At 63.0% G+C, this 25815-nt stretch carries 24 protein-coding genes; 10 read left to right on the forward strand and 14 right to left on the reverse strand.

Annotated elements, in window-relative coordinates; all coding sequences use genetic code 11:
* Positions 1–22: 22 nt before the first annotated feature.
* From H163_RS0111780 to H163_RS0111800, 5 genes are all read right to left on the reverse strand, one after another.
* Positions 23–892, reverse strand: coding sequence for an ABC transporter permease (locus H163_RS0111780; protein ID WP_019964786.1), 870 nt, complete (start codon positions 890–892; stop codon positions 23–25).
* Positions 889–1836 (reverse strand): ABC transporter permease, encoded by a 948-nt coding sequence (locus tag H163_RS0111785; protein ID WP_026355757.1) that lies wholly within the window; start codon positions 1834–1836, stop codon positions 889–891. The genes H163_RS0111780 and H163_RS0111785 overlap by 4 nt, the downstream gene beginning before the upstream one ends.
* A gap of 101 nt (positions 1837–1937) precedes the next feature.
* Positions 1938–3449: an ABC transporter substrate-binding protein gene (locus tag H163_RS0111790; protein WP_026355758.1), complete on the reverse strand. Its 1512-nt coding sequence runs from the start codon at positions 3447–3449 to the stop codon at positions 1938–1940.
* Between the two features lie 164 nt (positions 3450–3613).
* The gene (locus H163_RS0111795) at positions 3614–4357 is read right to left on the reverse strand and encodes a FadR/GntR family transcriptional regulator (protein ID WP_019964789.1); all 744 of its coding nucleotides are present in this window, start codon (positions 4355–4357) and stop codon (positions 3614–3616) included.
* Between the two features lie 242 nt (positions 4358–4599).
* The gene (locus H163_RS0111800) at positions 4600–5298 is read right to left on the reverse strand and encodes an aspartate/glutamate racemase family protein (protein WP_026355759.1); all 699 of its coding nucleotides are present in this window, start codon (positions 5296–5298) and stop codon (positions 4600–4602) included.
* 118 nt (positions 5299–5416) lie between these two features.
* Here H163_RS0111800 and H163_RS0111805 point away from each other — a divergent pair, with 118 nt between their 5' ends.
* The 5 genes from H163_RS0111805 (at position 5417) to H163_RS0111825 (ending at position 10420) form a co-directional block, all read left to right on the forward strand.
* A complete protein-coding gene (locus H163_RS0111805; protein ID WP_019964791.1) occupies positions 5417–6028 on the forward strand; it encodes a pyridoxamine 5'-phosphate oxidase family protein in 612 nt (203 codons plus the stop codon).
* A gap of 9 nt (positions 6029–6037) precedes the next feature.
* On the forward strand, positions 6038–6463 hold the full coding sequence (locus H163_RS0111810; RefSeq protein WP_019964792.1) for a DUF2306 domain-containing protein: 426 nt from the start codon (positions 6038–6040) through the stop codon (positions 6461–6463).
* A 69-nt stretch (positions 6464–6532) separates the two neighbouring features.
* The gene (locus tag H163_RS0111815; protein WP_040678743.1) at positions 6533–8578 is read left to right on the forward strand and encodes a M3 family metallopeptidase; all 2046 of its coding nucleotides are present in this window, start codon (positions 6533–6535) and stop codon (positions 8576–8578) included.
* A 55-nt stretch (positions 8579–8633) separates the two neighbouring features.
* Entirely contained in the window at positions 8634–9998 is a 1365-nt protein-coding gene (locus H163_RS0111820) for an FRG domain-containing protein (RefSeq protein ID WP_019964794.1), read from the forward strand.
* 170 nt (positions 9999–10168) lie between these two features.
* On the forward strand, positions 10169–10420 hold the full coding sequence (locus H163_RS0111825) for a type II toxin-antitoxin system ParD family antitoxin (RefSeq protein WP_026355760.1): 252 nt from the start codon (positions 10169–10171) through the stop codon (positions 10418–10420).
* Positions 10421–10834: 414 nt separating this feature from the next.
* On the opposite strand, the gene H163_RS0111830 is transcribed toward H163_RS0111825, so the two are convergent.
* Entirely contained in the window at positions 10835–11050 is a 216-nt protein-coding gene (locus H163_RS0111830; protein WP_019964796.1) for a hypothetical protein, read from the reverse strand.
* Between the two features lie 206 nt (positions 11051–11256).
* On the opposite strand from H163_RS0111830, the gene H163_RS0111835 reads away from it, so the two are divergent.
* Positions 11257–11673 (forward strand): DUF423 domain-containing protein, encoded by a 417-nt coding sequence (locus H163_RS0111835; RefSeq protein WP_019964797.1) that lies wholly within the window; start codon positions 11257–11259, stop codon positions 11671–11673.
* 40 nt (positions 11674–11713) lie between these two features.
* Here H163_RS0111835 and H163_RS0111840 read toward each other — a convergent pair whose 3' ends face one another.
* The 3 genes from H163_RS0111840 to H163_RS0111850 form a co-directional block, all read right to left on the reverse strand.
* Positions 11714–12469, reverse strand: a complete 756-nt coding sequence (locus H163_RS0111840; protein WP_019964798.1) for an SDR family oxidoreductase — start codon at positions 12467–12469, stop codon at positions 11714–11716.
* Between the two features lie 216 nt (positions 12470–12685).
* Positions 12686–13510 (reverse strand): S-formylglutathione hydrolase, encoded by an 825-nt coding sequence (gene fghA / locus H163_RS0111845; protein ID WP_019964799.1) that lies wholly within the window; start codon positions 13508–13510, stop codon positions 12686–12688.
* 10 nt (positions 13511–13520) lie between these two features.
* A complete protein-coding gene (locus tag H163_RS0111850) occupies positions 13521–14648 on the reverse strand; it encodes an S-(hydroxymethyl)glutathione dehydrogenase/class III alcohol dehydrogenase (RefSeq protein WP_019964800.1) in 1128 nt (375 codons plus the stop codon).
* A gap of 385 nt (positions 14649–15033) precedes the next feature.
* Between H163_RS0111850 and H163_RS0111855 the strand changes: the two genes are divergently transcribed.
* From H163_RS0111855 to H163_RS0111870, 4 genes are read left to right on the forward strand one after another with little or no spacing between them, the layout of a single operon-like run.
* Positions 15034–16287 (forward strand): sarcosine oxidase subunit beta family protein, encoded by a 1254-nt coding sequence (locus H163_RS0111855; RefSeq protein WP_019964801.1) that lies wholly within the window; start codon positions 15034–15036, stop codon positions 16285–16287.
* Positions 16288–16297: 10 nt separating this feature from the next.
* Positions 16298–16603, forward strand: coding sequence for a sarcosine oxidase subunit delta (locus tag H163_RS0111860; RefSeq protein WP_019964802.1), 306 nt, complete (start codon positions 16298–16300; stop codon positions 16601–16603).
* Entirely contained in the window at positions 16600–19620 is a 3021-nt protein-coding gene (locus H163_RS0111865) for a sarcosine oxidase subunit alpha family protein (RefSeq protein ID WP_019964803.1), read from the forward strand. Before H163_RS0111860 ends, H163_RS0111865 begins: the two co-directional genes overlap by 4 nt.
* Entirely contained in the window at positions 19613–20182 is a 570-nt protein-coding gene (locus tag H163_RS0111870; protein WP_019964804.1) for a sarcosine oxidase subunit gamma, read from the forward strand. Before H163_RS0111865 ends, H163_RS0111870 begins: the two co-directional genes overlap by 8 nt.
* An 85-nt stretch (positions 20183–20267) precedes the next feature.
* On the opposite strand, the gene H163_RS0111875 is transcribed toward H163_RS0111870, so the two are convergent.
* From H163_RS0111875 to recJ, 5 genes are all read right to left on the reverse strand, one after another.
* Positions 20268–21758, reverse strand: coding sequence for an inorganic phosphate transporter (locus H163_RS0111875; RefSeq protein WP_019964805.1), 1491 nt, complete (start codon positions 21756–21758; stop codon positions 20268–20270).
* Positions 21759–21858: 100 nt separating this feature from the next.
* Positions 21859–22377 (reverse strand): NUDIX hydrolase, encoded by a 519-nt coding sequence (locus H163_RS0111880; RefSeq protein WP_019964806.1) that lies wholly within the window; start codon positions 22375–22377, stop codon positions 21859–21861.
* 264 nt (positions 22378–22641) lie between these two features.
* Complete coding sequence (locus tag H163_RS0111885) at positions 22642–23547, reverse strand: nitrilase-related carbon-nitrogen hydrolase (protein WP_019964807.1); 906 nt, start codon at positions 23545–23547, stop codon at positions 22642–22644.
* Positions 23548–23642: 95 nt separating this feature from the next.
* A complete protein-coding gene (locus tag H163_RS0111890) occupies positions 23643–23846 on the reverse strand; it encodes a hypothetical protein (RefSeq protein ID WP_019964808.1) in 204 nt (67 codons plus the stop codon).
* A 131-nt stretch (positions 23847–23977) separates the two neighbouring features.
* Complete coding sequence (recJ, locus tag H163_RS0111895) at positions 23978–25810, reverse strand: single-stranded-DNA-specific exonuclease RecJ (protein ID WP_244296132.1); 1833 nt, start codon at positions 25808–25810, stop codon at positions 23978–23980.
* Positions 25811–25815 lie beyond the last annotated feature (5 nt).

The following is a 25815-nucleotide window of genomic DNA, read 5'->3' on the forward strand; positions in this document are numbered from 1 at the left end:
TGTCTCTGCCTTCTTCTGCAAATCAGTGTTCGCGCGGGTCCAGCGCATCGCGCAGACCATCGCCCAGGAGGTTGAATCCGATCACCACAAGGAAGATCGCGGCGCCCGGCCACATGGCCATCCAGGGTGCCTGTGAGAGGAAATTCTTCGCCACATTCAGCATGGAGCCCCAGCTGGCCGCCGGTGGCTGCTGCCCGAGGCCGAGGAACGAAAGGCTCGCTTCGGCAATGATGGCGGTGGCAACGGTCAGCGTCGCCTGAACGATGATCGGCGCGGTGACATTGGGCAGGATGTAGCGGAGCATGATGTCCATGTGGCCAAGGCCGACAGAGCGGGCCCCTTCCACATAATCTTCCTGCTTCACCGCCAGCACCTGGCCCCGTGTCAACCGGACGAAAATGGGCATGGCCGACAGACCAATCGCAATCATCGCATTGGTGAGGCTCGGGCTGAGGAAGGCGGCAAGGGCGATGGCCATGATCAGGAAAGGCAGCGCCAGCAGCGCTTCGGTGACACGCGAGATGACGAGATCCACCCAGCCGCCGAAATAGCCGGCCAAAATGCCGAGAGGTACCCCGATGCCGGCGGCAATCAGCACCGAAAAGACACCGGCCATCAGCGAGGCTCTTGCCCCCCAGATCATGCGCGACAGGATGTCCCGGCCCAGATCATCCGTGCCGAGCCAGTGAGCCGCCGAAGGGGCCTTGCGGATCGCCGACCAGCTGGTAGCCACCGGATCGGCGATGGGCAGCAGCGGCGCAAGGATGGCAAGCCCTGAAAAGAAGGCGATGATGATGAGCCCGGCCAGCGCGCTGCGGCTGGAGCGCAGCTTCTTCCAGGACCGGCTGCCCTCGGGGCGGGCCGCCACGGATGGCTGTTCGATCGCAGTCATAGGCTTGCCCTCAGCCGTGGATTGAGAAGGACGTAGAGAATGTCGGCAACAAGGTTCATCGCGATGAAACCCACCGCCGTGCACATGACGACGCCCTGCACCACGGCGTAATCACGGTTGAAGACCGCATCGACGATCAGCTTGCCGAAGCCCGGAATGGTGAAGATCTGCTCGGTCAGCACGGCCCCGGCCAGCAGCTCGCCGAACAGCAGCGCACTCAGCGTGACGACGGGCAGCAGCGCATTGCGGAAGGAATGCGACAGCACCACCTCGCGCGGCGAAAGCCCCTTGGCCCGCGCCGTGCGGATGTAATCCTGCGACAGGACGCCGAGCATGGCCGAGCGCGTGTGCCGCATCAGCGTTGCCGCCAGCGCGGTGCCCAGCACGAAGGAGGGCATGATCATCGTCTGCAGCGAGCGGACGGGATCCACGAAGATCGATTCAAAGCCAGACGCCGGCAGCCAGCCGAGGTTCACCGACACCAGCAGGATCAGCATGATGCCGAGCCAGAAATTGGGCACCGACAGGCCCGACAGCGCAATGATGCTGGCAATATAGTCGATGGCCGTGTTCTTCTTCACCGCCGCCAGGATGCCCATCGGCACGCCGATCAGGAAGGCAAAGATCATCGACATGACAGCGAGCTGAATGGTGACCGGCAGCTTCTGGGCGATGAGTTCGGTTACCGGCTGGTTGGTGCGCAGGGAGACGCCGAGATCGCCGGTCATGACGCCGCCGAGCCAGGTGAGATACTGCACCGGCAGCGGATCATTGAGGCGGTATTTCTCCCGCAGCATTTCCAGAACCGCCGGATCACGCTCTTCTCCCGCCATCACAAGGATGGGGTCGCCGGGCAGAAGCTTCTGCAGCGAGAAGACGAAGATGGAAATGATCAGCAGGGTCGGGATGGCGACCAGCAGACGTTTCGCAATGTAGACAGGCATGGATGCCATCCTTCACGGCACGGTGGGATGGGGAGCGCTGCGGAGGATGCTCCGCAGCGCCGTGGACGCACGGAAACCAGCCCCGCAAGGGGGCGGTTCCGTCAGTCTTCCTTTTTCAGGCCGGTCAGGCGGATCATGCCGTCCGGCGAGGCAACGAAGCCGGTGACATTCTTCTGCATCGCCCAGATCCAGGACTGGTGCCCGAGATAGATGATCGGCATATCGTCGTTGAGGATCACGCTCGCCGCATCATACTTTTCCTTGCGCACGGCATCATCCGTCGAGGCACGCGCCTCGTTCAGAAGCCGGTCGACTTCCGGATTGCAGTACTTGGTGTCGTTGATGCCGCCATTGCAGCTGATGAACTGGTGGATGTTGCCATCCGGATCGACACGGCCCGACCAGTCCGAACGCGACAGCTGATAGTTTCCGCGCGTCTGCTCGTCGAGCAGCGTGGCAAACTCGGTCGACTTCAGGCTGACGTCAAAGCCCGCTTCCGCCACCATAGACTGCACCACCTGCATCATCTGCTGGGCAACCGGATTGTTGGCGACCTGAAGCTCGATGGGCACGCGGTCGTATCCGGCCTCCTGCATCAGTTCCTTGGCCTTTTCAACATCACGGGCAGGCACGGGAAGCGCGGCATTGAACCACGGGCTGTTCGGCGGGAACGGCTGGTTGCCGCCAACGGCCGTGCCTTCATAGACGATCTGGTTCAGGGCATCGCGGTCGATGGACAGCGAGAACGCCTGACGCAGGCGCTTGTCCTTGCCGAAAGGATTGTCGGCCCGCGGACCATTGGCGATGTTCACATAAAGCGCCATGTAGCCGATGTTGACCACATCCGCATAGGTGAGCTTCGCATTCGCCTTCACCGCCGCAGCATCGGTGGGGGCAAGACGCTCGATCATGTCGAGATCACCCGACTGCAGGTTGGCCAGCCGGACGGTGGAATCGGGGATCGGCAGATAGGTAACCTTGTCGATGAAGACATTGTCCTTGTTCCAGTAGTCCTGGAACTTCTCCAGCACGATCCGGTCCTGCTGGATGCGCTCGACAAACTTGAACGGCCCTGCGCAAACCGGGCTGGAGCCGAAGTTGGCCCCAAGCTTTTCAGCCGCTGCCGGGGAGACGATCATGCCGGCCCGGTCCGACAACTGGGCCAGCAGCGTCACGTCGGGCTTCTTCAGCGTGAACACGACCTCGAGCGGCCCCGTTGCCTCGATCTTCTCGACCGAGGACAGCTCGCTCTTGCGGCGGGACTCGGGCAGCGTCATGTTGCGCTCGATGGTGGCCACCACGGCCGCAGCGTCCATGTCCGTGCCGTCATGGAACTTCACGCCCTCGCGCAGCTTCATCGTCAGGGCCATGCCGTCCTCCGACCAGGCCCATTCCGTTGCCAGCTGCGGGATGATCTTCAGATCCGGCGACACATCAACCAGCTTGTCGCACATGGCGGTGTAGACGATGCGCCCGACAAAAGTGCGCGACTGCGCCGGGTCCAGCACATCGGCATCATCCTGCAGGCCGATCTTCAGCTCGGCGGCGGCAACGGGCAGCGCCGAAAGCGCCCCAAAGGCGAGCGCTGTCGTCAGGCGCAAAAGTCGGGTCATGCCATTCTCCTCTGTTCCATTGGTTCTGTTGGCTCACAAGGGACCGGCTTGTCTGTGCCGGCTTGTCCCGTCATCCGGGCGGCTTTCCGCCCGGTGATTTCCGCTTCGGGCGGCTTTCCGCCCGGTGAAGCTCTGTTTCCGGGCGGGAACCGCCCGGTGAAGTCTCAGGAGGCGATTGCCTCGTCAGCCGCGTCTGGCGCAGGCGTCTCATGATCGAGCGATGTCGCGCGGATGAGGCGCTCCTGCAGCATCAGGAGGTGCTGGCGCATCGCCTCCCCCGCCCGCGCCGGGTCACGCGCGGCGATCGCGGCAATAATGTCCTCGTGCTGTGCATAGGCCATGCTGATGCCCGTGCCGGTGCGGGCCCGCTCGCGGATGTTCTGCCAGGCCTCATCCTGCCGGACCTGGTTGATCACATCGAAAATGGTGAGGAACAGCCCGTTGCGCGCGCTCTGGGCGATCTGCCGGTGCAGGGCGCCATCCCACAATTCACGGGCATCGGCGTCATCACTCTCCTTGATGCGCCGGGCAAGATCACGCATGCGCGCCAGCTCCGCAGGCTTGGCCCGCAGTGCCGCCAGCTGCGCCAGTTGCGGCTCGATTCGCAGGCGCACCTCCATGATTTCCATGAAGTCGGTGCCTGCAACAATCGCATCAACCCCTTGCGCAAGGCCGCCCGGCCGCTGCCCGGCAAAAGTGCCCGCCCCCTGCCGGCGCCAGATCTCGCCTTCGGCTTCCAGCACCTCCAGCGCGCGGCGGATGGCGCGACGCCCGAGGCCGAGCTTGGCCGAAAGCGCCCGTTCGGTCGGCAGCTTTCCATCCACGCCGAAGTCACCTTCGCGCAGCATGTCGCGCAGCTTCTCCAGCGCGTAATTGGCATTGTCAGGATGCGGCACAGTCTGGACCATTGAGTGAACCATTTTCAAGATTGGTTCATCCTGTTAGACGACGCGGCAGTCTGTCAAGCGGCAAAGCTAAGCAAATGGCACGCCCAAAGACTGTGCAAATGCCCATCATTTTCGCGGGTAATCTGGAGATGGTTTGACGCCGCGCCCCGGGGCGCGCGCCTCACCCCACAACGGCGAACGGTAACGGCAGACTCCGGAGACAGGAGAAAGATGTGAACCAATGCAGGATCTGGTTCAGTACCTCAAATCTGCCCGCAGGCCGCCTGATGCAGCCAGCGGCCGAGGGTGAGGATGTCGAAGACCGGCAGGCCGAAGCGCAGCCGTAAGGCAGACGAGAACGGCGGCAGGTTGGTGCATTCCAGCAAGAGTGCGCCGGTGGAGGGATGCTCCGCGATCAGCCGCTCTGCCACCCCCTCCAGCTCCGCCTGAAGTGCAGGTGCATCATAGGCCGCCCCGCCCTCGATCAGGCTGCGGAAAGCCCCGCCCTGCGGCAGGCCCGCAACCGGCGTTGCCGGATCAGCGCCCACACCCTCAAAGTGCGCAGGGCCAAGGGAGCCAGCATCATAGGTGATCACCCCGACCGTGCGCCCCTTGGGCAGGAGGCTGGCAATCACCGGGATCTGCAACAGGCTGGAGGTGGCCAGCGGCAGGGACAGACGGGTGGCAAGTGCCGGCTGGCGCGCCGCCAGAAAGCCGCAGGAGGTGATGAGCGCCACGGCGCCCTGCTCCCGCAACGCCTCTCCGGCGGCGGCGAAGGCATCCAGCAGATCCGCATCATCCCCACCCACCACCTTGCGCGCCGTTGCACCGCTGACAGTCCGGTACAGCACCGGAAACGGCCAGCTGGCCGCATTGCCCACATCGCCTGGCGGGCGCTCAAAAGCGGTGTCCAGCATGATGATGCCCAGCGGCGGCACCGGTGCGGCAGCGGCATGATCCATGATCTGCAACGGTTTTCCCCGTGTTGAAAAATTCTGCCCTGCCACATTAAAACACTGGCAGGCCGGACCTGATCAGGATTAGCTCTAGCGCAGCAAAGGCATCAGGGACACCGGCACGATGAGCATCATCACCAGCATTGACGATCTGGAAAAACTCTATGGCACTGCGGGCCCTGCTTCCACCGTCAAGGAAAGCCCGCGCATCACGCCGGAATACCGCCGCCTGATCGAAGCCGCACCCTTCTGCGCGCTGGCCACCAGCGGTCCGGAGGGGCTGGACTGTTCGCCGCGCGGCGACAAGGGCTCCTGCGTCATCATCGAGAATGACACCACCCTGCTGATGCCCGACCGGCGCGGCAACAACCGGATCGATTCCTTGCGCAATGTGGTGCGCGATCCGCGCGTGGCGCTGATGTTCCTCATTCCCGGCCATGGCAACGCCCTGCGCGTCAATGGCCGCGCCGTTGTCAGCATCGATGAGGCGCTGCTGACCCGGCTGGAAATGGAAGGAAAGCGGCCTCGCTCCGTTCTCGTCATTTCCATCGAAACCATCTACTTCCAGTGCGCCCGCGCCATCATGCGCGCCGGACTGTGGGACACCGCCGCCCATGTGGACTCCAGCACCCTGCCGACGCCGGGCCAGATCCTCGCCAGCCTGTCCGATGGCAGCGTCGGCGGCGAGGCCTATGACAAGGAATGGCCAGAGCGCGCCCGCACGAGCATGTGGTGAGGTGGCGCCATGACACTTGAGCCGCTTCTGGCAGCAGGCCCCATCATTGCGACGCATGCCCTTGCCGCCATCGCCGCTGCCGTTCTGGGCGCGATGCAGCTGGCCGCACCGAAGGGAACCCTTCCCCACCGCAGCCTTGGCTATCTCTGGGCAGGGCTGATGCTCTGGGTCGCCGGGTCCAGCCTCTTCATTCACGAGCTGCGGATGACCGGCCCCTTCAGCCCCATCCACATTCTCTCGCTCATCACCCTCATCGGCGTTCCCGCTGCCGTTTACGCGGCCCGGCGCGGCAGGCTGGCCACGCATCGCAAGGCCATGCAGCACATCATGTTCTGGGCGTTGCTGGTGGCCGGGCTCTTCACGTTCATGCCGGGCCGCATCATGCATCAGGTTCTCTTCGGCCCGCCCGCCACCTCCTCCGCAGTCAGCAACTGACGTTTGGCATCTGGAAACTCTTGCCCCATATGAAGGCAGAACGCCTGCCGCCAACCATTGGAAAATCTCATGTCCGGAAACCCTCTCCTCACTGTCTGGTCCACGCCCTTTGGCCTGCCGCCCTTCGCTGACATCACCCCGGCGCATTTCCGCGAGGCCTTTGAAACGGCCATGCAGAGCGCACGCAAGGAAATCAACGCCATCGCAGATCAGGCAGAGGCACCAAGCTTTTCCAATACGATCATTGCCCTTGAAACGGCTGGCGAGGACCTGTCCCGCGTTGCCCGCACCTTCTTCAACCTGACTGGCGCGCACACCAGCGCCGAACTTCAGGACATCGAGCGCGACATGGCGCCGAAGCTCGCCAAGCACGGCTCCGACACCATGCTGAACCCGAAGCTGGCCGCCCGCGTGTTTGACCTTTGGGAGCGGCGCGAGAGCCTCGGCCTGACTGGCGAGGAACTGCGGGTGCTGGAGCGCTACAAGCTGGGCTTCACCCGCTCGGGCGCAGGGCTGGACGAGACCGGCAAGGCCCGCATGGCAGAAATCGGCCAGGAGCTGGCGACCCTCGGCACCCGCTTTGCCCAGAACGTGCTGAAGGATGAATCCAGCTATCAGCTCGTGCTGGAAACGGAGGAAGACCGCGCCGGCCTGCCCGACTTCCTGCTTGCAGCAGCCGCTGCCGCCGCCCGCGACCGGGGGCTGGAGGGCAAGCACGTGATCACCCTCTCGCGCTCCTCCATCGAGCCCTTCCTGCAATTCTCCACCAACCGGGAAAAGCGCGAGGAGGCCTTCAAGGCCTGGGCTGCACGCGGCGAGACCGGCGGGGAGACCGACAACCGCGAAACCGTGGCCCGCACGCTGGCCCTGCGCGCCGAAAAGGCGCAGCTGCTCGGCTATCCGCATTATGCCGCCTACAAGCTGGACGACTGCATGGCCAAGACGCCGGAGGCCGTGCGCGCCCTCCTGACCCGCGTGTGGACGCCTGCCGTGGCGCAGGCCCGCACCGAGCGCGGCAAGCTGGCGGAAGCCGCCCGTGCGGAGGGCAACAACGCCCCCATCGCCCCATGGGACTGGCGCTATTATTCCGAGAAGGTGCGCAAGCGCGACCATGACCTCGATGAGGCGGAGCTGAAGCCCTACCTTCAGCTCGGCAAGATGATCGAAGCCGCCTTCGACACCGCCACACGCCTGTTCGGCCTCACTTTCGAGGAGAAGAAGGGTCTGCCGGTCTATCACCCGGATGTGCGCGTCTTCGAGGTGCTAGGCCGCGACGGCAAGCATGTGGGCCTCTTCCTCGGCGATTATTTCGCCCGCCCCTCCAAGCGCTCCGGCGCCTGGATGAGCGCCTTCCGCTCGCAGCACCGGGCGAAGGGTGAGGTCACCCCTATCATTGTCAATGTCATGAACTTCTCGAAGGGCGCCGATGGCGAGGCCGCCCTGCTGACCTTTGACGATGCCCGCACCCTCTTCCACGAATTCGGCCACGGGCTGCATGGCCTGTTGTCCAATGTCACCTACCCGTCCATTTCCGGAACGTCCGTGGCGCGGGACTTCGTGGAACTGCCCTCGCAGCTTTATGAGCACTGGCTGAGCCAGCCGGAGGTGCTGTCCCGCTTTGCCGTGCATTACAAGACCGGCGAGCCCATGCCCAAGGCGCTGCTCGACAAGGTGCTGGGCGCACGCAATTTCAATCAGGGCTTTGCCACGGTGGAATACACCGCCTGCGCCCTCCTCGACCTCAATCTCCACGAGATCGCGGACCCGGCGGGCATTGATGTCACGGCCTATGAAAAGACGGCGCTGGCGGAAATCGGCATGCCGGACGAAATCATCATGCGCCACCGCATCCCGCATTTCTCCCACGCCTTTTCGGGCGAAGGCTATTCCTCCGGCTACTACAGCTACATGTGGTCAGAGGTGATGGACGCGGACGCCTTCGGCGCCTTCGAGGAAACCGGCAACATCTTCGACCCCGCCACCGCCACCCGCCTCCACGACTTCATCTACTCCGCCGGCGGCCGCCAGGACCCCGAAGAAGCCTACAAATCCTTCCGCGGCCGCGGCCCGGACATTGATGCGCTGCTGGAAAAGCGCGGACTGAAGGCGGCTTGAGAATTAAACATAATTCAAGAGCTAATCTAAAAATTAAGAAATAAGAAGAAAACAAATGGCAGAAAACTTCAACTATATCTCATTTGGAAGCTGGGAATATTTAGAAAATACAGATAGCGAGATCTCGATGAATCGCGGTCGTATGTTTGAGTACACGCCGACTGAAATCGAGAAACGCTTGGAAGATTTCGGAGAAACATCGATATCTTTCCTGGAAAAGCTGCCCACATTCCTCTGTAGCGAGATCTATCGCTCCAAGCCTAATTACTCCATGCTAATACGTTACGGACAGATCAGCAGGACGCATGTAAGCGAAAGAGAAATTACGACTCACTTTGAAAATATAATCGATTTTGGCAAAGTAGAATTCACAAATTTCGAACAGGCACGAGAAGTCTTCAATGCCGATGGATTTCAGCTTTACCGAACACATTGGGCAGTCCGCAATGGCGATGCTCGAGAAATATTAAAGAAACTAGAGGAATTCTGCCCAACTCAAAAACTGATGATCAATCAAGTTCTCGCGCAAAAGGGCAATGCGGCAGAGCCCCCACCGCGCCAGAAGAATATCATCGGAAGCGCAAGTAGTGTCGAAGAGTTCCTAGCATATCTATATGCAATTCCCGCCACTGACTCGACTGAGAACTTTTTTAGAGGACACGAGGATCAAAACTTTGAGCTGACACCATCTCTACTGAGGAAAAGGCTCGATGGCGCGTGGCAATATATGCCACATGAGGACCGATTATGCAAAGAATTACTCATAGGGCATTACGATGACTTCGAAGGAGATCAATATTGCTTCGATCGTCTTGTGCGCATGCAGCACTATGGATTGCCAACACGTCTCCTCGACATAACCAGCAATCCGCTCGTTGCGCTCTTCTTTGCCTGCTATGAAAACGACGAGACAATCAAAACCGACGGCGAAGTGATAATATTCCAAATAAGATCAGAGAGGATAAAATATTACGATTCCGACACAGTAAGTTGCATTTCCAACTTATCAAATCTTACCTACGATCAGAAAGGGGAAATAGATTTAAGTTTAAGCATGGAAGATTTTAATAATCTAGCCGTCGCCCAGAAGCTTCTTCATCATATTCGATCAGAGAAGAGTTACTTCGAAGGGCGGATTATGCCCGACGATCTGGGCTCAATCATTTGCGTAAAGGCCAAGCAGACGAATACTCGCATTAAATCACAATCAGGCGCATTTCTGATCTACGGACACGAGGAAACGCTTCCCGAAGGAGGCAATGAAGGTATTGAGATTTCACGTATTACGGTCAAAGAAAAACAAAAAATCTTGCAACAACTCGACAGTATCAATATCAACGCAACAACAGTTTACCCAAGCATAGAACAGACAACAATCCATCTTCGAAATAGAATAAAAAACCTATCCTTCAATAAGTAAATTTCAATTTTCTTCCGATCACAATTTCCTTCATTTGAAACTACATTAACCTGAATTACACAACAGAAAAAATTCCCCCACGATCGAGATAAAAATAGTATTGTCGAGGCAATTTTACTAAGATAGTTATTCCAAACATTTAACATGATACCAAGATAGAGATGATGCTAATGGCGACCATGACTGTATCCTTGCCAGATCCCGTAAAGGAATGGATGGAGGAGCAGGCCCGCACCGGCCACTATGCGAATGCGAGCGACTATGTGCTTGATCTGATCCGCAAGGATCAGGAGCGCAGCAACAAGATTGCGGCCATGCAGCGCCATGTGGATGAAGGTCTGCAGAGCGGCTTGGGCAGCCGCTTGAAAGAAGAGCTGTTCGCGGCAGCGCTGACACGGACAGCAGCACCGCGCGGCGGCTAGTTGTGGCGTCTGGATGACAGATGCTTACCTCTACCTTGAAGCGCAAGAGAGTGTTCTTTGGCACCTCTTACAAGCCGCAGCCCCCTCCCTCAGGAACCATTGTCTAAAACGGACAGCCAGTCAGGGTCCAGTTCCTCTCCCCCCTTGAGGGGGAGATGCCCCCGGCAGGGGGCAGAGGGGGGTATGCAGCCTGTCCGGTTGCAAGAGAGGGCCTGCCGTATTGAGGCGCTGCTACCCCCCCTCTGTCAGCTTGTGCTGACATCTCCCCCTCAAGGGGGGAGAGGGGCGCTGCGGCAAGACGAAGGCCCGATCCTTCTCCGTGCACTCAATGTAAACACTGCCCTCCTTGAGCGGGGGAGATGCCCCCAGCCCGAAAAACCGCGCTGGGGCGCCAGGTCTCTAGGCCGCATCCTATCACTCTTTGCCGGTGACAATCGGCAGTGTTTCAAGATGCTTGCCGATGGTCTCGACAACATCGTGATGCATCGGAAGATTGATCTTTTCGGTCTCCCATCGCTCCATGAAGAGCGCGACGGTTTCCTCGGCGGTATCGAGGACGAGCTTGCGCGGCAGTTTGGCTTCTCTGGCCTTGCGTAAGCGATCCGCGATCTCTTGGATTTCGTATCTCATCGATGTTTATTTCTGCATCAAAAACCAAATATGATGCAGAATAACACATCGTAACGCCGGAAAATTGCCGTCGCGCTCCCCTCCCCTGCGTCCCTTTGCCATTCCCCCGCACATCGACACCGCCCCCTGCCGCCGGTAGATTTGCCCGGACAGATACTCCCCCGAGGGCGCCGTGTGGTGCCGGGTTTGGCTGATGGCGGTTCAGGATGCAGGTTTCTTCTCAAGGCTCTTCCTCTGACAATGCGGCGTCACAGGCCACGCATCCGCTGTTCCGGGCGGGGATGGTGGCGGCCGGGCTGTGCGGGGCGGCCGGCGTCGCGCTGGCGGCGCTTGGCACGCATATGGATGCAACCGGGATGATGAGTGTTGCCTCCAACATGCTGCTGTTCCACGCCCCGGCGTTTCTGGGCCTCGGCGCGCTGGCACAACTGCGGCGGGTGCCGCTGCTGCCCGTGGCCTTCGTGCTGCTGCTGGCGGGCGTTGCGCTGTTCAGCGGCGATCTGGTCAGCCGGGCGCTCACGGCTGAACGGCTGTTTGCCATGTCCGCGCCCACGGGTGGCTCACTGATGATCTGCGGCTGGCTCGCCGTGCTGCTCAGCGCGGCCTTCGTGCGGCCGCGCTGAAGATCAACCTCCCGGTGCACTGACACACCGGGAGCTTCCCTCAGGTCTTGGAGATGGAATTGCCGCCATCGGCGGTCAGTGCCGTGCCGGTGACGAAGGAGGCATAGTCACTGAGGAGGAAGGCGGCAGCTGCCGCGATCTCTTCCGGCCGGGCAAGGCGCTTCAGGGCATGCAAGCCGGCCACCCAGTCCAGCGAGGCCTGATCCTGCGGCGCCATGTCCGTGCGGGTGCCGCCCGGCAACAGGGCGTTGACCCGGAGCCCTGCCGCGCCATGTTCGGCGGCCAGAACCTGCGTCAGGCCAATGAGCCCCGCCTTTGCCGCCGCATAGGCTGCCATACCCGGCAGGCCCGCCGCATGGCCGACGAAGGTGGAGGTGAAGACGATGGCGCCCTGCCCGCCATCCGCCAGCATGGCCGGGATCTGCGCCCGTGCCAGATGGAAGGCGCTGGTGAGGTTGACCTCCAGCACCCGGTGCCAGTTGGCCGGGCTCATCTGCGGCAGCGGCACCATGTCCCCCACCATGCCGGCATTGTTGAAGGCCCCGTCGAGACGGCCGAACTGGCCGAGCGCGGCATCCACCAGCGCCTGCGCATGTTCCGCCTCAGCCACATCACCAGAGACAGGGACAGCTGCGCCGCCGCCCGCGCTGATCTCAGCTGCCAGCGCCTCCAGCCTGTCCTTGCGTCTGGCGCCAATGACGAGCCTTGCCCCGCGTGCCGCAAACATCCGCGCTGCCGCTTCGCCGATGCCGCTGCTGGCGCCGGTGATGATGATGACCTTGTCTTTCAGTTGCATGGATCTGCTCTCCGGTTGAAAACACCGGCAAGCTAGGCGGCAGGAGAAGCCGGGACGACCCGAAACCAGACTGGCAAGCCCTTGTCCGGACAGGAATATTTTTGCATTCCGCTCGCTTTCCGGGTTGCGGCGGATGAGGAAGCGGGAGGCCCCAACGGCAAAGGGCGGAGCCGTTCCCGGCCCCGCCCCTTGCTCATTGCGAAAACGCGTATTGCGTCACTTCAGCCGTGCGGCATGCCATTCCACATGATCGCGGCCGAAGGTGGCGACGAAATTGTAGGAATGGTCATAGCCTTCCTGCAGGCGGACGGTGGAGGGCGTGCGGGTGCGGCCCAGCGCTTCCGCGAGGGCTTCGGGCTTCAGCAGGTCGAGGAACTGGTCGGACAGGCCCTGATCCACCAGAAGGTCCGAAGACCAGCCCTTGTCCGCCAGCAGATGCACCGCATCATGGCCGCGCCACAGGCTTTCGTCCGGACCGAGATATGCCCCCAGCTGCTTGCGGCCCCAGTCCGAGGCGGACGGGTGGGCAATCGGGGCGAAGGCCGAGAGCGAGGCATAGTGGCCGGGGTGGCGCATGGCGAGCGTCAGCGCGCCGTGGCCGCCCATGGAATGGCCGGTGATGCCGTGGCTGTCCGTCACGGGGAAGGACGCGGCCACAAGATCGCGCAGCTCGCGCACCACATAGTCCTCCATGCGGAAATGCGGTGCCCATGGCGCCTGCGTGGCGTTGACATAGAAGCCAGCGCCCTGCCCCAGATCATAGGCCTCGTCATTGGCGACACCTTCGCCGCGCGGGCTGGTGTCGGGGAAGACGATGGCCAGACCGAACTCGGCCGCATGGGCCTGCAGCCCGGCCTTGGTCATGGCGTTCTCGTGGGTGCAGGTCAGGCCCGACAGATACCACAGGCAGGGCACGCGCCCCGCCTGAGCCTGCGGCGGCAGGTAGACGGCGAAGGTCATCGGCACACCGCAGACCTTGCTGTCATGGGTGTAGACGCCCTGCACGCCGCCATACATGCGGCTTTCGGAAACGGTCTTCATCACCCGCCCCTCAATAGACCACGACGGAGCGGATGGACTCGCCCGAGTGCATCATGTCGAAGCCCTTGTTGATGTCTTCCAGCGGCAGCAGATGGGTGATCATCGGGTCGATCTCGATCTTGCCGTCCATGTACCAGTCGACGATCTTCGGCACGTCCGTGCGCCCGCGCGCGCCGCCGAAGGCGGTGCCCATCCAGGTGCGGCCCGTGACGAGCTGGAACGGGCGGGTGGAGATTTCCTGCCCGGCGCCAGCCACGCCGATGACCACCGACTTGCCCCAGCCGCGGTGCGAGCATTCCAGCGCCTGCCGCATCACCTTGGTGTTGCCCGTGCAGTCGAAGGTGTAATCAGCCCCGCCGATGGTGTCGGCACCGCGCTTCGTCAGGTTGACGATGTAAGGAACGATGTCCTCGCCGATTTCCAGCGGGTTGACGAAATGGGTCATGCCGAAGCGCTCGCCCCATTCCTTCTTGGAGTTGTTGATGTCGACGCCGATGATCATGTCCGCACCGGCAAGGCGCAGGCCCTGAATGACGTTGAGGCCGATGCCGCCGAGACCGAAGACGACCGCCGTGGCGCCGATCTCCACCTTGGCGGTGTGGATGACCGCACCGATGCCGGTGGTGACACCGCAGCCGATGTAGCAGATCTTGTCGAAGGGCGCGTCCGGGTTGACCTTGGCGAGCGCGATCTCCGGCAGAACCGTGTAGTTGGCGAAGGTCGAGCACCCCATGTAGTGATGGATCTTGTCCTTGCCGATGGAGAAGCGCGAGGTGCCGTCCGGCATCAGGCCCTGGCCCTGCGTGGCGCGGATGGCGGTGCACAGGTTGGTCTTGCGCGACAGGCAGGACGGGCACTCGCGGCACTCGGGCGTATAGAGCGGAATCACATGGTCGCCCGGCTTCAGGCTGGTGACGCCCTTGCCCACTTCCACCACGACACCGGCGCCCTCATGGCCCAGGATCGCCGGGAAGATGCCTTCCGGGTCGGCACCCGACAGGGTGAAATCATCGGTGTGGCAGATGCCGGTGGCCTTGATTTCCACCAGAACCTCGAAGGCACGCGGGCCTTCCAGATTGACGGTCATGACTTCCAGCGGCTTGCCCGCCTGAACGGCGACTGCGGCGCGAACTTCCATGGGATCTCCCCTCCTTCGATGGACAAGTCATCAATGATGATGGCCGTGTTATAAGCAGTGGCGTTCATCTGAGCCACCCCTGGTAACAGATCGAGCGGCAGAGCGTGTCACGAAACGCGACACAAATTGTCCAGGCCGTCACACAGAGCCCCCTGTTCCATCGGAATTTTCCAGTCTGAACGGCCGCCGCGGCGGGCATGTCGGATTCTGACCATTGCGGGACTGTCTGAGGTTAGGATGTTGTAAAGCTACCGGCAAAAATGGGAGACCTGTTCTGACGGGAGGCCCCCTTGTGTCCAGCCGCCCGCGTCAGTCACACTGAGACAACAAGCCCTGCCCGGCGGCGGCGCAGTGGCACACCATGACAAGGAGCCTGCCGGCGGCAATGACGCGCTATTCCCTTCTCGAACTGGCGAAAAATGCCTTCAGCGCGCACAAGAACTGGGGCCGCCACTGGCGCTCCCCGGAGCCCAAGGCCGCCTATGACGTCATCATCATCGGCGCGGGCGGCCACGGGCTGGCCACCGCCTATTACCTGGCCAAGGTGCACGGCATCACCAATGTGGCCGTGCTGGACAAGGGCTGGCTGGGTGGCGGCAACACGGGCCGCAACACCACCATCGTGCGCTCCAACTATCTGTGGGAGGAAAGCGCCGCCCTCTACCAGCATGCGCTGAACCTGTGGGACGGGTTGTCGCAGGACCTCAATTACAATGTCATGTATTCCAAGCGCGGCGTGATGATGCTGGCCCATACGGTGCATGACGTGCAGGTGTTCAAGCGCCACATCCACGCCAACCGGCTGGCCGGGGTCGAGAACGAGTGGATGACGCCGGAAGAGGCGAAGGAATTCTGCCCGCCGCTCAACATCGAGAAGAACATCCGCTATCCGGTGATGGGCGCGGCGCTGCAGCGGGTGGGCGGCACGGCCCGGCACGATGCGGTGGCCTGGGGCTATGCACGCGGGGCCAGCGCCATGGGTGTCGACATCATCCAGAACTGCGCCGTCACCGGCATCCGCCGTGCGCCTTCCGGCGAAATCACGGGCGTTGAGACCTCACGCGGCTTCATCGGCGCCAAGAAGATCGGCTGCGTCGCTGCCGGCAACACCTCTGTTGTCATGGCCATGGCCGGGCTGAAGCTGCCGCTGGAATCCAATCCGCTGCAGGCGCTGGTGTCCGAGCCGGTCAAGCCCGCCTTCCCTTGCGTGGTCATGTCCAACACCATCCACGCCTATATCTCCCAGTCCGACAAGGGTGAGCTGGTGATCGGCGCGGGCACGGACCAGTTCGTTTCCTATTCGCAGGCAGGCGGTCTGCACATCACCACCCACACGCTGGATGCCATCTGCGAGCTGTTCCCCATGTTCCGGCGCATGCGCATGCTTCGCAACTGGGGCGGCATCGTCGACAACACACCGGACCGCTCGCCGATCATCGGGCTGACGCCGGTACCGGGGCTTTATGTCAACTGCGGCTGGGGCACGGGCGGCTTCAAGGCGACGCCGGGCTCGGGCCATGTGTTTGCCCACACCATTGCGACTGGCGCGCCGCACCCGATCAACGCCCCCTTCTCCCTGGACAGGTTCCGCACCGGACGCCTGATCGACGAGGCGGCTGCTGCCGCCGTGGCTCACTGAGGCTTTCTCCATGCTGCTGATTTTCTGCCCTTGTTGCGGCGTCGAACGGCCCGAGACCGAGTTCCGCTACGGCGGCGAGGCACATATCGCCCGCCCTGCCGACCCTTCCACCCTCGATGATGAGGAATGGGCCCAGTTTCTCTACATGCGCTCCAACAAGCGCGGGCTCTATGCCGAGCGCTGGCGCCACACCCACGGCTGCGGACGCTTCTTCAATGCCGTGCGCGACACGGTGAGCGACAAGTTCGTCTGCACCTACAAGGCCGGGGAACCGAAGCCTGATCTTGAAGCCCTTGCCCGGGAGGCCGCGAAATGACCAGCCACAGCACACGCGGCGGCCACATGCGCACCGGCAACGGCGGACGGGTGGACCGGTCCCGCCACCTCAGCTTCACTTTCGATGGAAAGGAAATGACCGGCCTTGCGGGCGATACGCTCGCGTCTGCCCTCATTGCCAACGGGGTGCATCTGACCGGCCGCTCCTTCAAGTATCACCGCCCGCGCGGCATCGTGACGGCGGGCTCGGAGGAGCCGAATGCGCTGGTAGGCGTCTACCGGCACGGCGACCAGACGCCGAACCTGCGCGCCCCGCAGGTGGAGCTTTACGAGGGCCTCACGGCCATCAGCCAGAACCGATTCCCCTCGCTGGAGTTCGATGTGGGGGCGGTCAACAATGTGCTGTCGCCGCTGTTTCCGGCGGGCTTCTACTACAAGACCTTCATGTGGCCGAAGGCGTTCTGGGACCGGGTGTATGAGCCCGTGATCCGCGCCGCCGCCGGTCTCGGCAAGCCGCCCAAGCTGGCCGACCCCGACCGTTACGCCAACACCTATGCGCATTGCGATGTGCTGGTGATTGGCGCTGGCCCCGCTGGCCTTGCCGCTGCCCTTGCGGCCAGTGAGAGCGGCGCTCGGGTGATCCTGTGCGACGAGCAGGCGGAAATGGGCGGCTCACTGCTGGCAGAAGCTGGCGCCACCATCGAAAGCCATGCAGCGGCGGACTGGGTGGCGGCAACGCTGGCAACGCTCGCTGCACGCGGCAATGTTACCCTGCTGCCGCGCACCACGGCTTTCGGCTATTTCGTGCAGAACTTCGTCGCCCTCGCCGAGCGGGTAACGGACCATCTTGCCCATCCCGATCCGGCGCTGCCGCGTGAAAGGCTGTGGCAGGTGCGCGCGAAGGAGGTCGTCATCGCCGCTGGCGCCCATGAGCGTCCGCTCGTCTTCCCGGAAAACGACCGGCCCGGCATCATGCTGGCGGGCGCAGGGCGGACCTATCTCAACCGTTATGGCGCAAAGGTTGGCCGCAACGTGCTGGTGGCTGCCGCCTGTGACAGCGCTTGGACGGCAGCCTTCGATCTCGCCGCTTCCGGCGTGGATATCGCTGCCATCGCCGACCTGCGCCGCACACCGCCGGAGCATCTGGCCGCGGAAGCTGCAAGGCTCGGCATCCGGGTGGAAACCGGCTGCACCGTCACCGGCACCTCCGGGCATCTGCGCGTCAGCAAGGCGCTGCTGGGCCGGTTGCGCGAGGATGGCAGCGTGGCGGCAGCAGGTGACATCAGCTGCGACGCCATTCTCATGTCCGGCGGCTGGACGCCTGCGGTCAGCCTCTATTCCCAGTCCCGTGGCAAGGTGGTCTGGAATGACGGGATGCAGGCCTTCCTGCCGGGGGTGAGCGTCCAGAACGAGCGGTCCGCCGGCAGCTGCCGGGGCGTGAACGGCCTTGCTGCCGTGCTCAACGATGGCTATGCCGCCGGTGAGCAGGCCGCGAACAAGGCCGTGGGTGCGCCGCTGAAGGCACGCAGCATCCGCGCAGATGGGGCTGAAGCTGCCACCGGCGGATTCCTCGGCGCTCTGCCGCATGACCGTGATGCTTCCCGCGTGAAGGCCTTCGTCGATTTCCAGAACGATGTAACGGCCAAGGATGTGGAACTGGCCGTGCGCGAGGGCATGCATTCCATCGAGCACATCAAGCGCTACACCACCACCGGCATGGCAACGGATCAGGGCCGCCTGTCCAACCTCAACGCGCTGGCGATTGCCTCCGGCGCGCTTGGCACGGCCCTGCCGCAGGTGGGCCTCACCACCTTCCGCCTGCCCTACACGCCGACGACTTTCGGCACCTTCGCCGGATCTTCACGCGGAGATGCCTTCGATCCCGTCCGCCGCACACCCTCCCATGACTGGGTGGTGAAGCAGGGCGGCGTCTTCGAGGACGTGGGCCAATGGAAGCGCACCTGGTATTTCCCCAAGGCAGGCGAGGACATGCATGCCGCCGTCGCCCGCGAGTGCCGCACGGCACGGCAGACGGCCGGCCAGTTCGACGCCTCCACCCTTGGCAAGATCGAAGTGGTGGGCAAGGACGCGGCCGAGTTTCTGGAGCGCTTCTACACCAACCCGTGGAAGGGGCTGAAGCCAGGCCGCTGCCGCTACGCAGTGCTGCTCAACGAGGCCGGTTACATCATCGATGATGGCGTGGTGGGCAGGCTTTCGGAGGACAGGTTCCACGTCACCACCACCACGGGCGGCGCAGCACGGGTCTTTGCCATGATGGAGGACTTCCTCCAGACAGAATGGCCGGACCTCGATGTGTGGATCACCTCCACCACCGAACAGTTTGCCGTCATCGCCGTGCAGGGACCGAAGGCGCGCGAGATCATTGCGCCCTTTGTCGAGGGGCAGGATCTTTCGGCGGAAGCCTTCCCGCACATGAGCGTTACCACCTGCCGCTTTGCCGGGCTGCCCTGCCGTCTGTTCCGTGTGAGTTTCACGGGCGAACTCGGCTTTGAAGTGAATATCCCCGCCCGCCATGGCGCCAAGGTGTGGGAGATGATCTGGGCCGAAACCGAAAAGCACGGCGGCTGTGTCTATGGCACGGAAACCATGCACGTGCTGCGCGCGGAAAAGGGCTACATCATCGTCGGTCAGGAAACCGACGGCACCGTGACGCCTGCCGATGCGGGCCTGGAGTGGGCCATCGGCAAGAAGAAGTTCGACTTCGTCGGCAAGCGCTCGCTCGCACGGCCGGATCTGGTGGCCACGGGCCGCAAGCAGGTCGTTGGCCTGCAGCCGGTCGATCCCAAGCGGATGCTGGAAGAAGGCGCGCAGATCACCGCCGAGGCGAACCCGGCCAAGGGCACGCCTGCATTGGGCCACGTGACCTCGGCTTACTGGAGCGAGGCACTGGGCCGCACCATCGGTCTTGCCATCGTCAAGGATGGCCGCAGCCGCATGGGTGAAGTCCTGCAGGTGCCGATGCCCTCGGGTGCCATTGCCGTGAAGATCGTAGATCCTGTGATGTATGACCCGGAAGGAACCCGTCTCGATGGCTGAGATCTATACCCCTGCCGCAGGCGAAACCCCGGTTCTGCGTCACCAGGGCCTGACCGTATCACGCTGTGCAACGCTGGCCCGGCTCTCCTTCCGGGGCCGCGCCCCGGCGCAGGAGGCCATCGCCTCTGTGCTTGGCACTGCCCTGCCACAAAAGCCGCTGACGGCGGCCGTATCCGGCAGCAAGGCGGCCCTGTGGCTCGGACCCGATGAATGGCTGCTGCTGGCCCCTGAAGCGGAGCTGGACGCCTTTCAGGCGGCTGCAGACAGCGCCGTCTCCGGCCTCGCTGCGTCGGTGACGGATATCTCGCACCGTCAGGACGCGGTGCTTGTCTCGGGCGCAAAGGCCGTCTGGCTGCTCAACACCGGCGTCTTCCTTGATCTCAGCCTCGCCGCCTTCCCGGTGGGTATGGTCACCCGCACCCTCTGCCACAAGGCGGAAGTGGTGCTGTGGCGGATTGCAGAAGACAGTTTCGTGCTCGAATCCTGGCGCAGCTTCCTGCCTTACGTGCTGGAACACATGGAAGATGCAGCTCTGGAATTGGGGGCGCAGGTGCCCGCGTGACGAGGCCGCAGCAGCCCCTGAGCGGAAACAGAAAAAGCCCGGAAGCGTAACCGCTTCCGGGCTTTTGTCATGAGGCGGAGAGCTTTCAGCCGAGCAGGAAGGACAGCGCCACAAGCACGCCGGCGCCGAGCAGCGCAGCAGCCGGAACCGTCACCACCCAGGCAGCCAGGATCGTCATCACATGAGCGCGGCGGACGAGGAAGCGGCGCTTCTGCTCCTCACGGTTCCTGATCGGACGCAGACGCTTGCCCTTGCCCGCGCCATCCGCCATGACAGTCAACCGCGACCCGACGCGCTGGGTTTCCCATTCGCGGAAGAAACCAACACCGAAGACGCCGCCGACAGCCACATGGGTGGTGCTGACGGGCAGACCCAGAGCGGAGGCAAGGATCACCGTCACGGCGGTCGCGAGCGCCACGCAATAGGCCCGGATCGGATTGAGCTTGGTGATCTGCTGGCCGACAAGGTGGATGAGGCGCGGACCGAACAGCACCAGTCCAAGCGAAATGCCAATGGCGCCGATGACCATCACCCAGAGCGGGATCTCCACCTGATTGACCGTATGACCGGACTTGATCACCCCTGCAATGGCAGCCACCGGGCCCACCGCATTGGCCACATCATTGGCCCCATGGGCAAAGGACATGAGCGCTGCCGCACAGACTAGCGGCAGGGAAAACAGGCGGCGGACAGACTGGTTGCGGTTTTCCATGCCCCGCGCCTGACGGCGCACATAGGGCCGGGCCAGCAGCCAGGACACGGCGGCAACCCCAAGTCCGGCCAGCATGGCCCCAGGCAGCTTGAGCCCGGCGGCAGGAAAGGCTTTCATCACGATGTAGGTGCTGAAAACGCCCGTCATCGCGGCAATGAGAATGGGCACCCAGAAGCGGGAAGCCGCAATCTTGTCCGGCTGGTAGACTGTGACATTGCGGACGAAGGCAAGAAAGACAGCGGCCAGAATGCCGCCAAGCACCGGTGATGTGACCCAGCTGATGGCAATGCCGCCCAGCGTCGTCCAGTTGACCGCCGCAATGCCTGCTGCTGCCGCACCAGCCCCGGCTACGGCGCCGACAATGGCCTGCGTGGTGGAGACGGGAGCGCCGATCCAGGTGGCAAGATTGACCCAGACACCCGCCGCCACCAGCGCCGAAAGCATGACCAGCATGAAGGCCTGAGGGTTGGCCAGATCCTGCGGATGAATGATGCCGCTGGAGATGGTGCCCACCACCTCACGCCCCGCCAGCAGAGCGCCGAGCGTTTCACAGACCGCCGCGATGGCGAGAGCCGACCCCAGCGACAGGGCGCGCGCACCAACCGCCGGCCCCATGTTGTTGGCGACATCATTGGCGCCGATGTTCAGTGCCATATAGGCGCCGAGCGCGGCAGCGGCGATCAGCATGGAGCCGGAAACGCCACCGCCGACAAATTGCCAGGCAGCCAGCGCACAGACCATGATGAAGACAAAGGAGAGGCCGGGCGCAACGAGACGGCGCGCAGCCGTTCCGGCTGCATCCTCGATATAGCCGATCCGGTCGAGATCCTTGTCGAGGGCAGATTGAGTTTCGGGTTTCTTCAACGTGCAGCGCCTCGCGGCGTCCCCAGTGACGTCCTACATGCGGACGCCGCAGAGCACCCGCTACAGGTTTTTCATGAATTGGCGCCGTTATTGCAGATTTTCAGGCAGCTGTAACCCGGTCGCGCTCTAGCCGCTTCAGGATATCCACCAGACCCGGCTCGCTGGCCAGCTTGATCGCTTCGGCAACCGGCAGCCAGCGGCATTCCCGCTCGCCTGCCTCGGGATAGTCCTCGGCCTGCGCCTGCGCCTCGATCAGAAAGACGAGCACATCGGTGTCGACGCGCAGGCCGCTGTCGAGGCCCTTGGTGGAACGGAAACGGCCATAGGGCTCCTGCGAGACCTTTCCGGTCACGCCCGCCTCTTCAAAGGCTTCGATCATCGCCGTGCGGTGTGATCTGTGGTCCAGCTCCGGCCAGCCTTTCGGCAGGATCCAGCGCTTGGTGCCGCGTGAGGCAACCAGCAGCACCTCCAGCTGGCCGTTGCGCACACGATGGCACAGGGCCGCAATCTGCAGCCGTGCCGGGCGCAGGAAGAGGCCACGCAGAAGGCCCCACAGACGCTGTGTGGTAGACTGGGACGTCACTGCCGGGTCCAGATATGAGGTCGCACTGTCCACCATCGGACGTCCTTTCCCTCAACCGTGTGAAAGAAGAGGCCTGACAGGGGCGAAACACCCCCCTTAAAGGCTCAAATGAAAACTCTCGCCTTTAAGAAATGTTCATTCGAACCGGCAAGTCAAGGCATGCTCAGACAGAATGACGCCGATAATGCGACATTCCGTAAAGTCATCTTCAAAAAATCGAAAAATTTGCCGGCTAACTCGAAAATGCGCGCTTTGCAGCAATCCGGAAGCGCAGTTTTCTGCGCTTCCGGCGCCATGCCGTCAAGTGTTGAGATCCTCGCGTTCCACGGTGATTCCCTCCGCACTCCAGCTTCCCGGCCAGACCTCGGCCCCGCCGGCGCGCAGCTGGCGCACGGCATCGAGCGGCGGATGAACGATGAGGAAGGGCTCTTCTCCGGTGATGCCGCCCGTAGGCGCCAGGGTCGCAGCAATGCCCGTGAAGCCCAGTTCGGCTTCGCAAGGGGTGAACAGCGTCGCACCGGAGATATTGGTGTCATTCTGTGTCGTGCCGGTGGAGGCGCCCGTCACGCCGCAGACGGCAACGCAGGTCATCAGTTCCACCGCCCGCGCCTTGGCACAATCGAATACCCGGTGATAGCCGGAAAGCTGCGATGTCATGGAGGGCACCAGCAGCAGGTCGATCTTTTCCGGCGCCAGCAGACAGGACAGCGCCGGCATTTCCACATCAAGGCAGATGAGCATGGCCATGCGCACGCCCTCCAGCTCGAACACCTTCAGCCGCTTGCCGGGCTTGAGCGTCCAGCTTTCCGGATCCTTCTCGAAGGGTGTCAGCGCCAGCTTGTCGTGGGAATGGGCTTCTCCTTCCGGGGTGTAAAGCCAGGCCCGGTTGGTGAAGCCGCCGTCTTCCGCGGGCCAGGGTGTTGAACCTGCCAGAAGCGAAAGGCCGTATTTGCGCGGCAGATCCGCCAGTTGCGGCGCAATTTCCTGTGCAACGCCTGCCATGAAGGCCAGCTCGGATGTTGGCGCAAGTCCGTCCGGCTTGAACGAGAGGCAGGCCTCGATGGCATATTCCGGCAGCATCAGAAGCCGTGCACCGCCCTCCTTTGCACGCTGCATGCGGGCTTCAATGGCGGCCACATACTCCGCCGGTGAGGCCGGTGCGAAGCCGAGATTGAAGGCGCAAAGGGCAATCGGAAAGTCAGTCATGGCCGGTCCATATGCTGTTGCGGGGCAAACTTACCCCTTCTGCATGACCGATTTAAGAGCGCTGGTAAAGAGACGGAAACGTGATCTGCGGGCGTTCAGCCCGGGATGCCCAGCTTGAAAAGGCTGAGCAAGGCAGCAACTGTCAGGCATTCCTGCAGGGGCACGGGAATGAAGCTGGACGGCAGCGGTGCAGGATCGGCATCCACGCCAGCGCGGACCTTGGCAAGGCCAGCGAGCGCCCGATCGGCGGAACGGTCCAGTTCCGCAAACACCGCTCTGAGTTCGTCCTGGCTCTTCATCAGATCCCCGCGCTGTATCCTTCAGCCTGATGACTCTACCGCGTGCCCCTTACGGCATGGTTAATGCTCTGCGAATGGGGCAGAAAAACGCAAAACCTGCCCCCGCGCGACCTATGCTGCCCGCAGGTCCCTCACAGCCGGTTCACCTGCGGGTCCGCAACATCCAGAATGCGCAGCTGCACCCGCTGCGCGCCCTGCCAGGTGTCGATGGAGAGGCTGCCCGCCACATGCAGCGTCTTGCCGCGTCCGGCCAGCAGCGCTTCGCCGAATGGCTTCTCGGCAGCCTTGAAGGCAATGCCCTTCAGCGTCTGGCCATCAGCACCGGCCAGCGTTGCCCGCACATGGCCATTGCCAACCACATCAGCATAGGAAATGCGGTGTGAGGGGAAGGCAAACACCGGCTCCGGATGACCAGCACCAAAGGGCCCGGCCAGTTCCAGCTTGTTCAAAAGCTCGATCGTTGCACCACCCGCCGTCAGCGCCGCATCCACCTTCATCTCGCGGCTGGCGCTGGCGATCTCCACGTCCTCGCGCAGCATCTCGTTGAAGAAGGCAGTCAGCTCCCCTTCCCGCTCGCGCCGGACGGTAAGGCCGGCAGCCATGGCATGTCCGCCGCCTTTTTCCAGCAGCCCTTCCTCCACGGCCTTGCGCACGGCACGGCCAAGATCGACGCCGGGGATCGAGCGGCCGGAGCCGGTGCCCTTGCCGCTGGCATCATAGGCGATGGCAAAGGCCGGGCGGCGGTGGCTTTCCTTGAGGCGGGATGCGATCAGCCCGACGATGCCCGGGTGCCAGCCGTCAGAACCGGTCAGCAGCACAGCAGGATCTTCAGCCTGGATGCGGATGACGGCCTGCGCATCACCTTCTTCCAGCATCACCGCCTCCATCGCCTGCCGCTCGGCATTCAGCCGGTCCAGCTGTTCGGCAATGGCGCGGGCCTGCGCGCTGTCACGGGTGGTCAGAAGGCGGGCGCCAAGGGCAGCATCTCCGATGCGCCCGCCCGCGTTGATGCGCGGCCCCAGCAGGAAGCCCAGATGATAGGAGGACGGCTTGCCGCCCACCCGCGCCACATCCGCCAGCGCCGCAAGACCGGGGTTGGAACGGGCATGCATGGAAATGAGGCCCTTGGTGACATAGGCGCGGTTCAGGCCCTTGAGCGGCACCACATCGCAGACCGTGCCAAGGGCAACGAGATCGAGCAGCGCCAGCAGATCCGGCTCCCGGCGTCCGGCAAAGGCGCCGCGCCGGCGCAGTTCGCGGTTGAGGCCGACGAGAAACAGGAACGTGACGCCCACGGCCGCCAGATGCCCCTGCCCCGACAAGTCGTCCTGCCGGTTCGGATTGACCAGCGCGCGCACCTGCGGCAGTTCCACGCCACACTGGTGATGGTCGATCACCACCACATCCAGCCCCAGCCGCGCCGCCGTCTCGAATGCCTCGAAGGAGGTGCTGCCGCAATCGACGGTCACCAGCAGCCGTGCCCCATCGTGGTGCAGCGCCTCGATGGCCGGGCCGTTGGGGCCGTAGCCCTCGATGATGCGGTCGGGAATATGAATCACCGCTTCCTGCCCCACCTCGGCCAGATAGCGGGAGAGCAGCGCGGAAGACGTGGCACCATCCACGTCATAATCGCCAAAGATGGCGATGCGGGTGCCGGACTGGACGGCATCAGCCACCCGCGCCACAGCCTGATCCATGTGAACAAGGCTGGAAGGGTCCGGCATCAGCCCCTTCAGCGTCGGGTCGAGAAAGGCTTCCGCCTCCTCCAGCGCCACATCGCGGGCCGCCATGACGCGCGCGATCACATCGGCAAGGCCGAACCGCTGCGCCATGGCAAGGGCGGTGAGCGACTGCGCCTGTGTCAGCCGCTCACGCCAGATCTGTCCGTTTGCAGAACGTGTCACGCCCAGCACGGTGCGCCCGGTCTCCGAAGCGGCACCTGCAATAGGTCCGGCACCTGTCACGCCCT

The organism is Pannonibacter phragmitetus DSM 14782, assembly GCF_000382365.1.
Classification (GTDB): Bacteria; Pseudomonadota; Alphaproteobacteria; order Rhizobiales; family Stappiaceae; genus Pannonibacter; species Pannonibacter phragmitetus.

Coding starts and splice junctions, on each gene's coding strand:
- H163_RS0111780 (WP_019964786.1), bottom strand. CDS start 892: ATGACTGCGATCGAACAGCCATCCGTGGCGGCCCGCCCCGAGGGCAGC.
- H163_RS0111785 (WP_026355757.1), bottom strand. CDS start 1,836: ATGCCTGTCTACATTGCGAAACGTCTGCTGGTCGCCATCCCGACCCTG.
- H163_RS0111790 (WP_026355758.1), bottom strand. CDS start 3,449: ATGACCCGACTTTTGCGCCTGACGACAGCGCTCGCCTTTGGGGCGCTT.
- H163_RS0111795 (WP_019964789.1), bottom strand. CDS start 4,357: ATGGTCCAGACTGTGCCGCATCCTGACAATGCCAATTACGCGCTGGAG.
- H163_RS0111800 (WP_026355759.1), bottom strand. CDS start 5,298: ATGGATCATGCCGCTGCCGCACCGGTGCCGCCGCTGGGCATCATCATG.
- H163_RS0111805 (WP_019964791.1), top strand. CDS start 5,417: ATGAGCATCATCACCAGCATTGACGATCTGGAAAAACTCTATGGCACT.
- H163_RS0111810 (WP_019964792.1), top strand. CDS start 6,038: ATGACACTTGAGCCGCTTCTGGCAGCAGGCCCCATCATTGCGACGCAT.
- H163_RS0111815 (WP_040678743.1), top strand. CDS start 6,533: ATGTCCGGAAACCCTCTCCTCACTGTCTGGTCCACGCCCTTTGGCCTG.
- H163_RS0111820 (WP_019964794.1), top strand. CDS start 8,634: ATGGCAGAAAACTTCAACTATATCTCATTTGGAAGCTGGGAATATTTA.
- H163_RS0111825 (WP_026355760.1), top strand. CDS start 10,169: ATGGCGACCATGACTGTATCCTTGCCAGATCCCGTAAAGGAATGGATG.
- H163_RS0111830 (WP_019964796.1), bottom strand. CDS start 11,050: ATGAGATACGAAATCCAAGAGATCGCGGATCGCTTACGCAAGGCCAGA.
- H163_RS0111835 (WP_019964797.1), top strand. CDS start 11,257: ATGCAGGTTTCTTCTCAAGGCTCTTCCTCTGACAATGCGGCGTCACAG.
- H163_RS0111840 (WP_019964798.1), bottom strand. CDS start 12,469: ATGCAACTGAAAGACAAGGTCATCATCATCACCGGCGCCAGCAGCGGC.
- fghA (WP_019964799.1), bottom strand. CDS start 13,510: ATGAAGACCGTTTCCGAAAGCCGCATGTATGGCGGCGTGCAGGGCGTC.
- H163_RS0111850 (WP_019964800.1), bottom strand. CDS start 14,648: ATGGAAGTTCGCGCCGCAGTCGCCGTTCAGGCGGGCAAGCCGCTGGAA.
- H163_RS0111855 (WP_019964801.1), top strand. CDS start 15,034: ATGACGCGCTATTCCCTTCTCGAACTGGCGAAAAATGCCTTCAGCGCG.
- H163_RS0111860 (WP_019964802.1), top strand. CDS start 16,298: ATGCTGCTGATTTTCTGCCCTTGTTGCGGCGTCGAACGGCCCGAGACC.
- H163_RS0111865 (WP_019964803.1), top strand. CDS start 16,600: ATGACCAGCCACAGCACACGCGGCGGCCACATGCGCACCGGCAACGGC.
- H163_RS0111870 (WP_019964804.1), top strand. CDS start 19,613: ATGGCTGAGATCTATACCCCTGCCGCAGGCGAAACCCCGGTTCTGCGT.
- H163_RS0111880 (WP_019964806.1), bottom strand. CDS start 22,377: ATGGTGGACAGTGCGACCTCATATCTGGACCCGGCAGTGACGTCCCAG.
- H163_RS0111885 (WP_019964807.1), bottom strand. CDS start 23,547: ATGACTGACTTTCCGATTGCCCTTTGCGCCTTCAATCTCGGCTTCGCA.
- H163_RS0111890 (WP_019964808.1), bottom strand. CDS start 23,846: ATGAAGAGCCAGGACGAACTCAGAGCGGTGTTTGCGGAACTGGACCGT.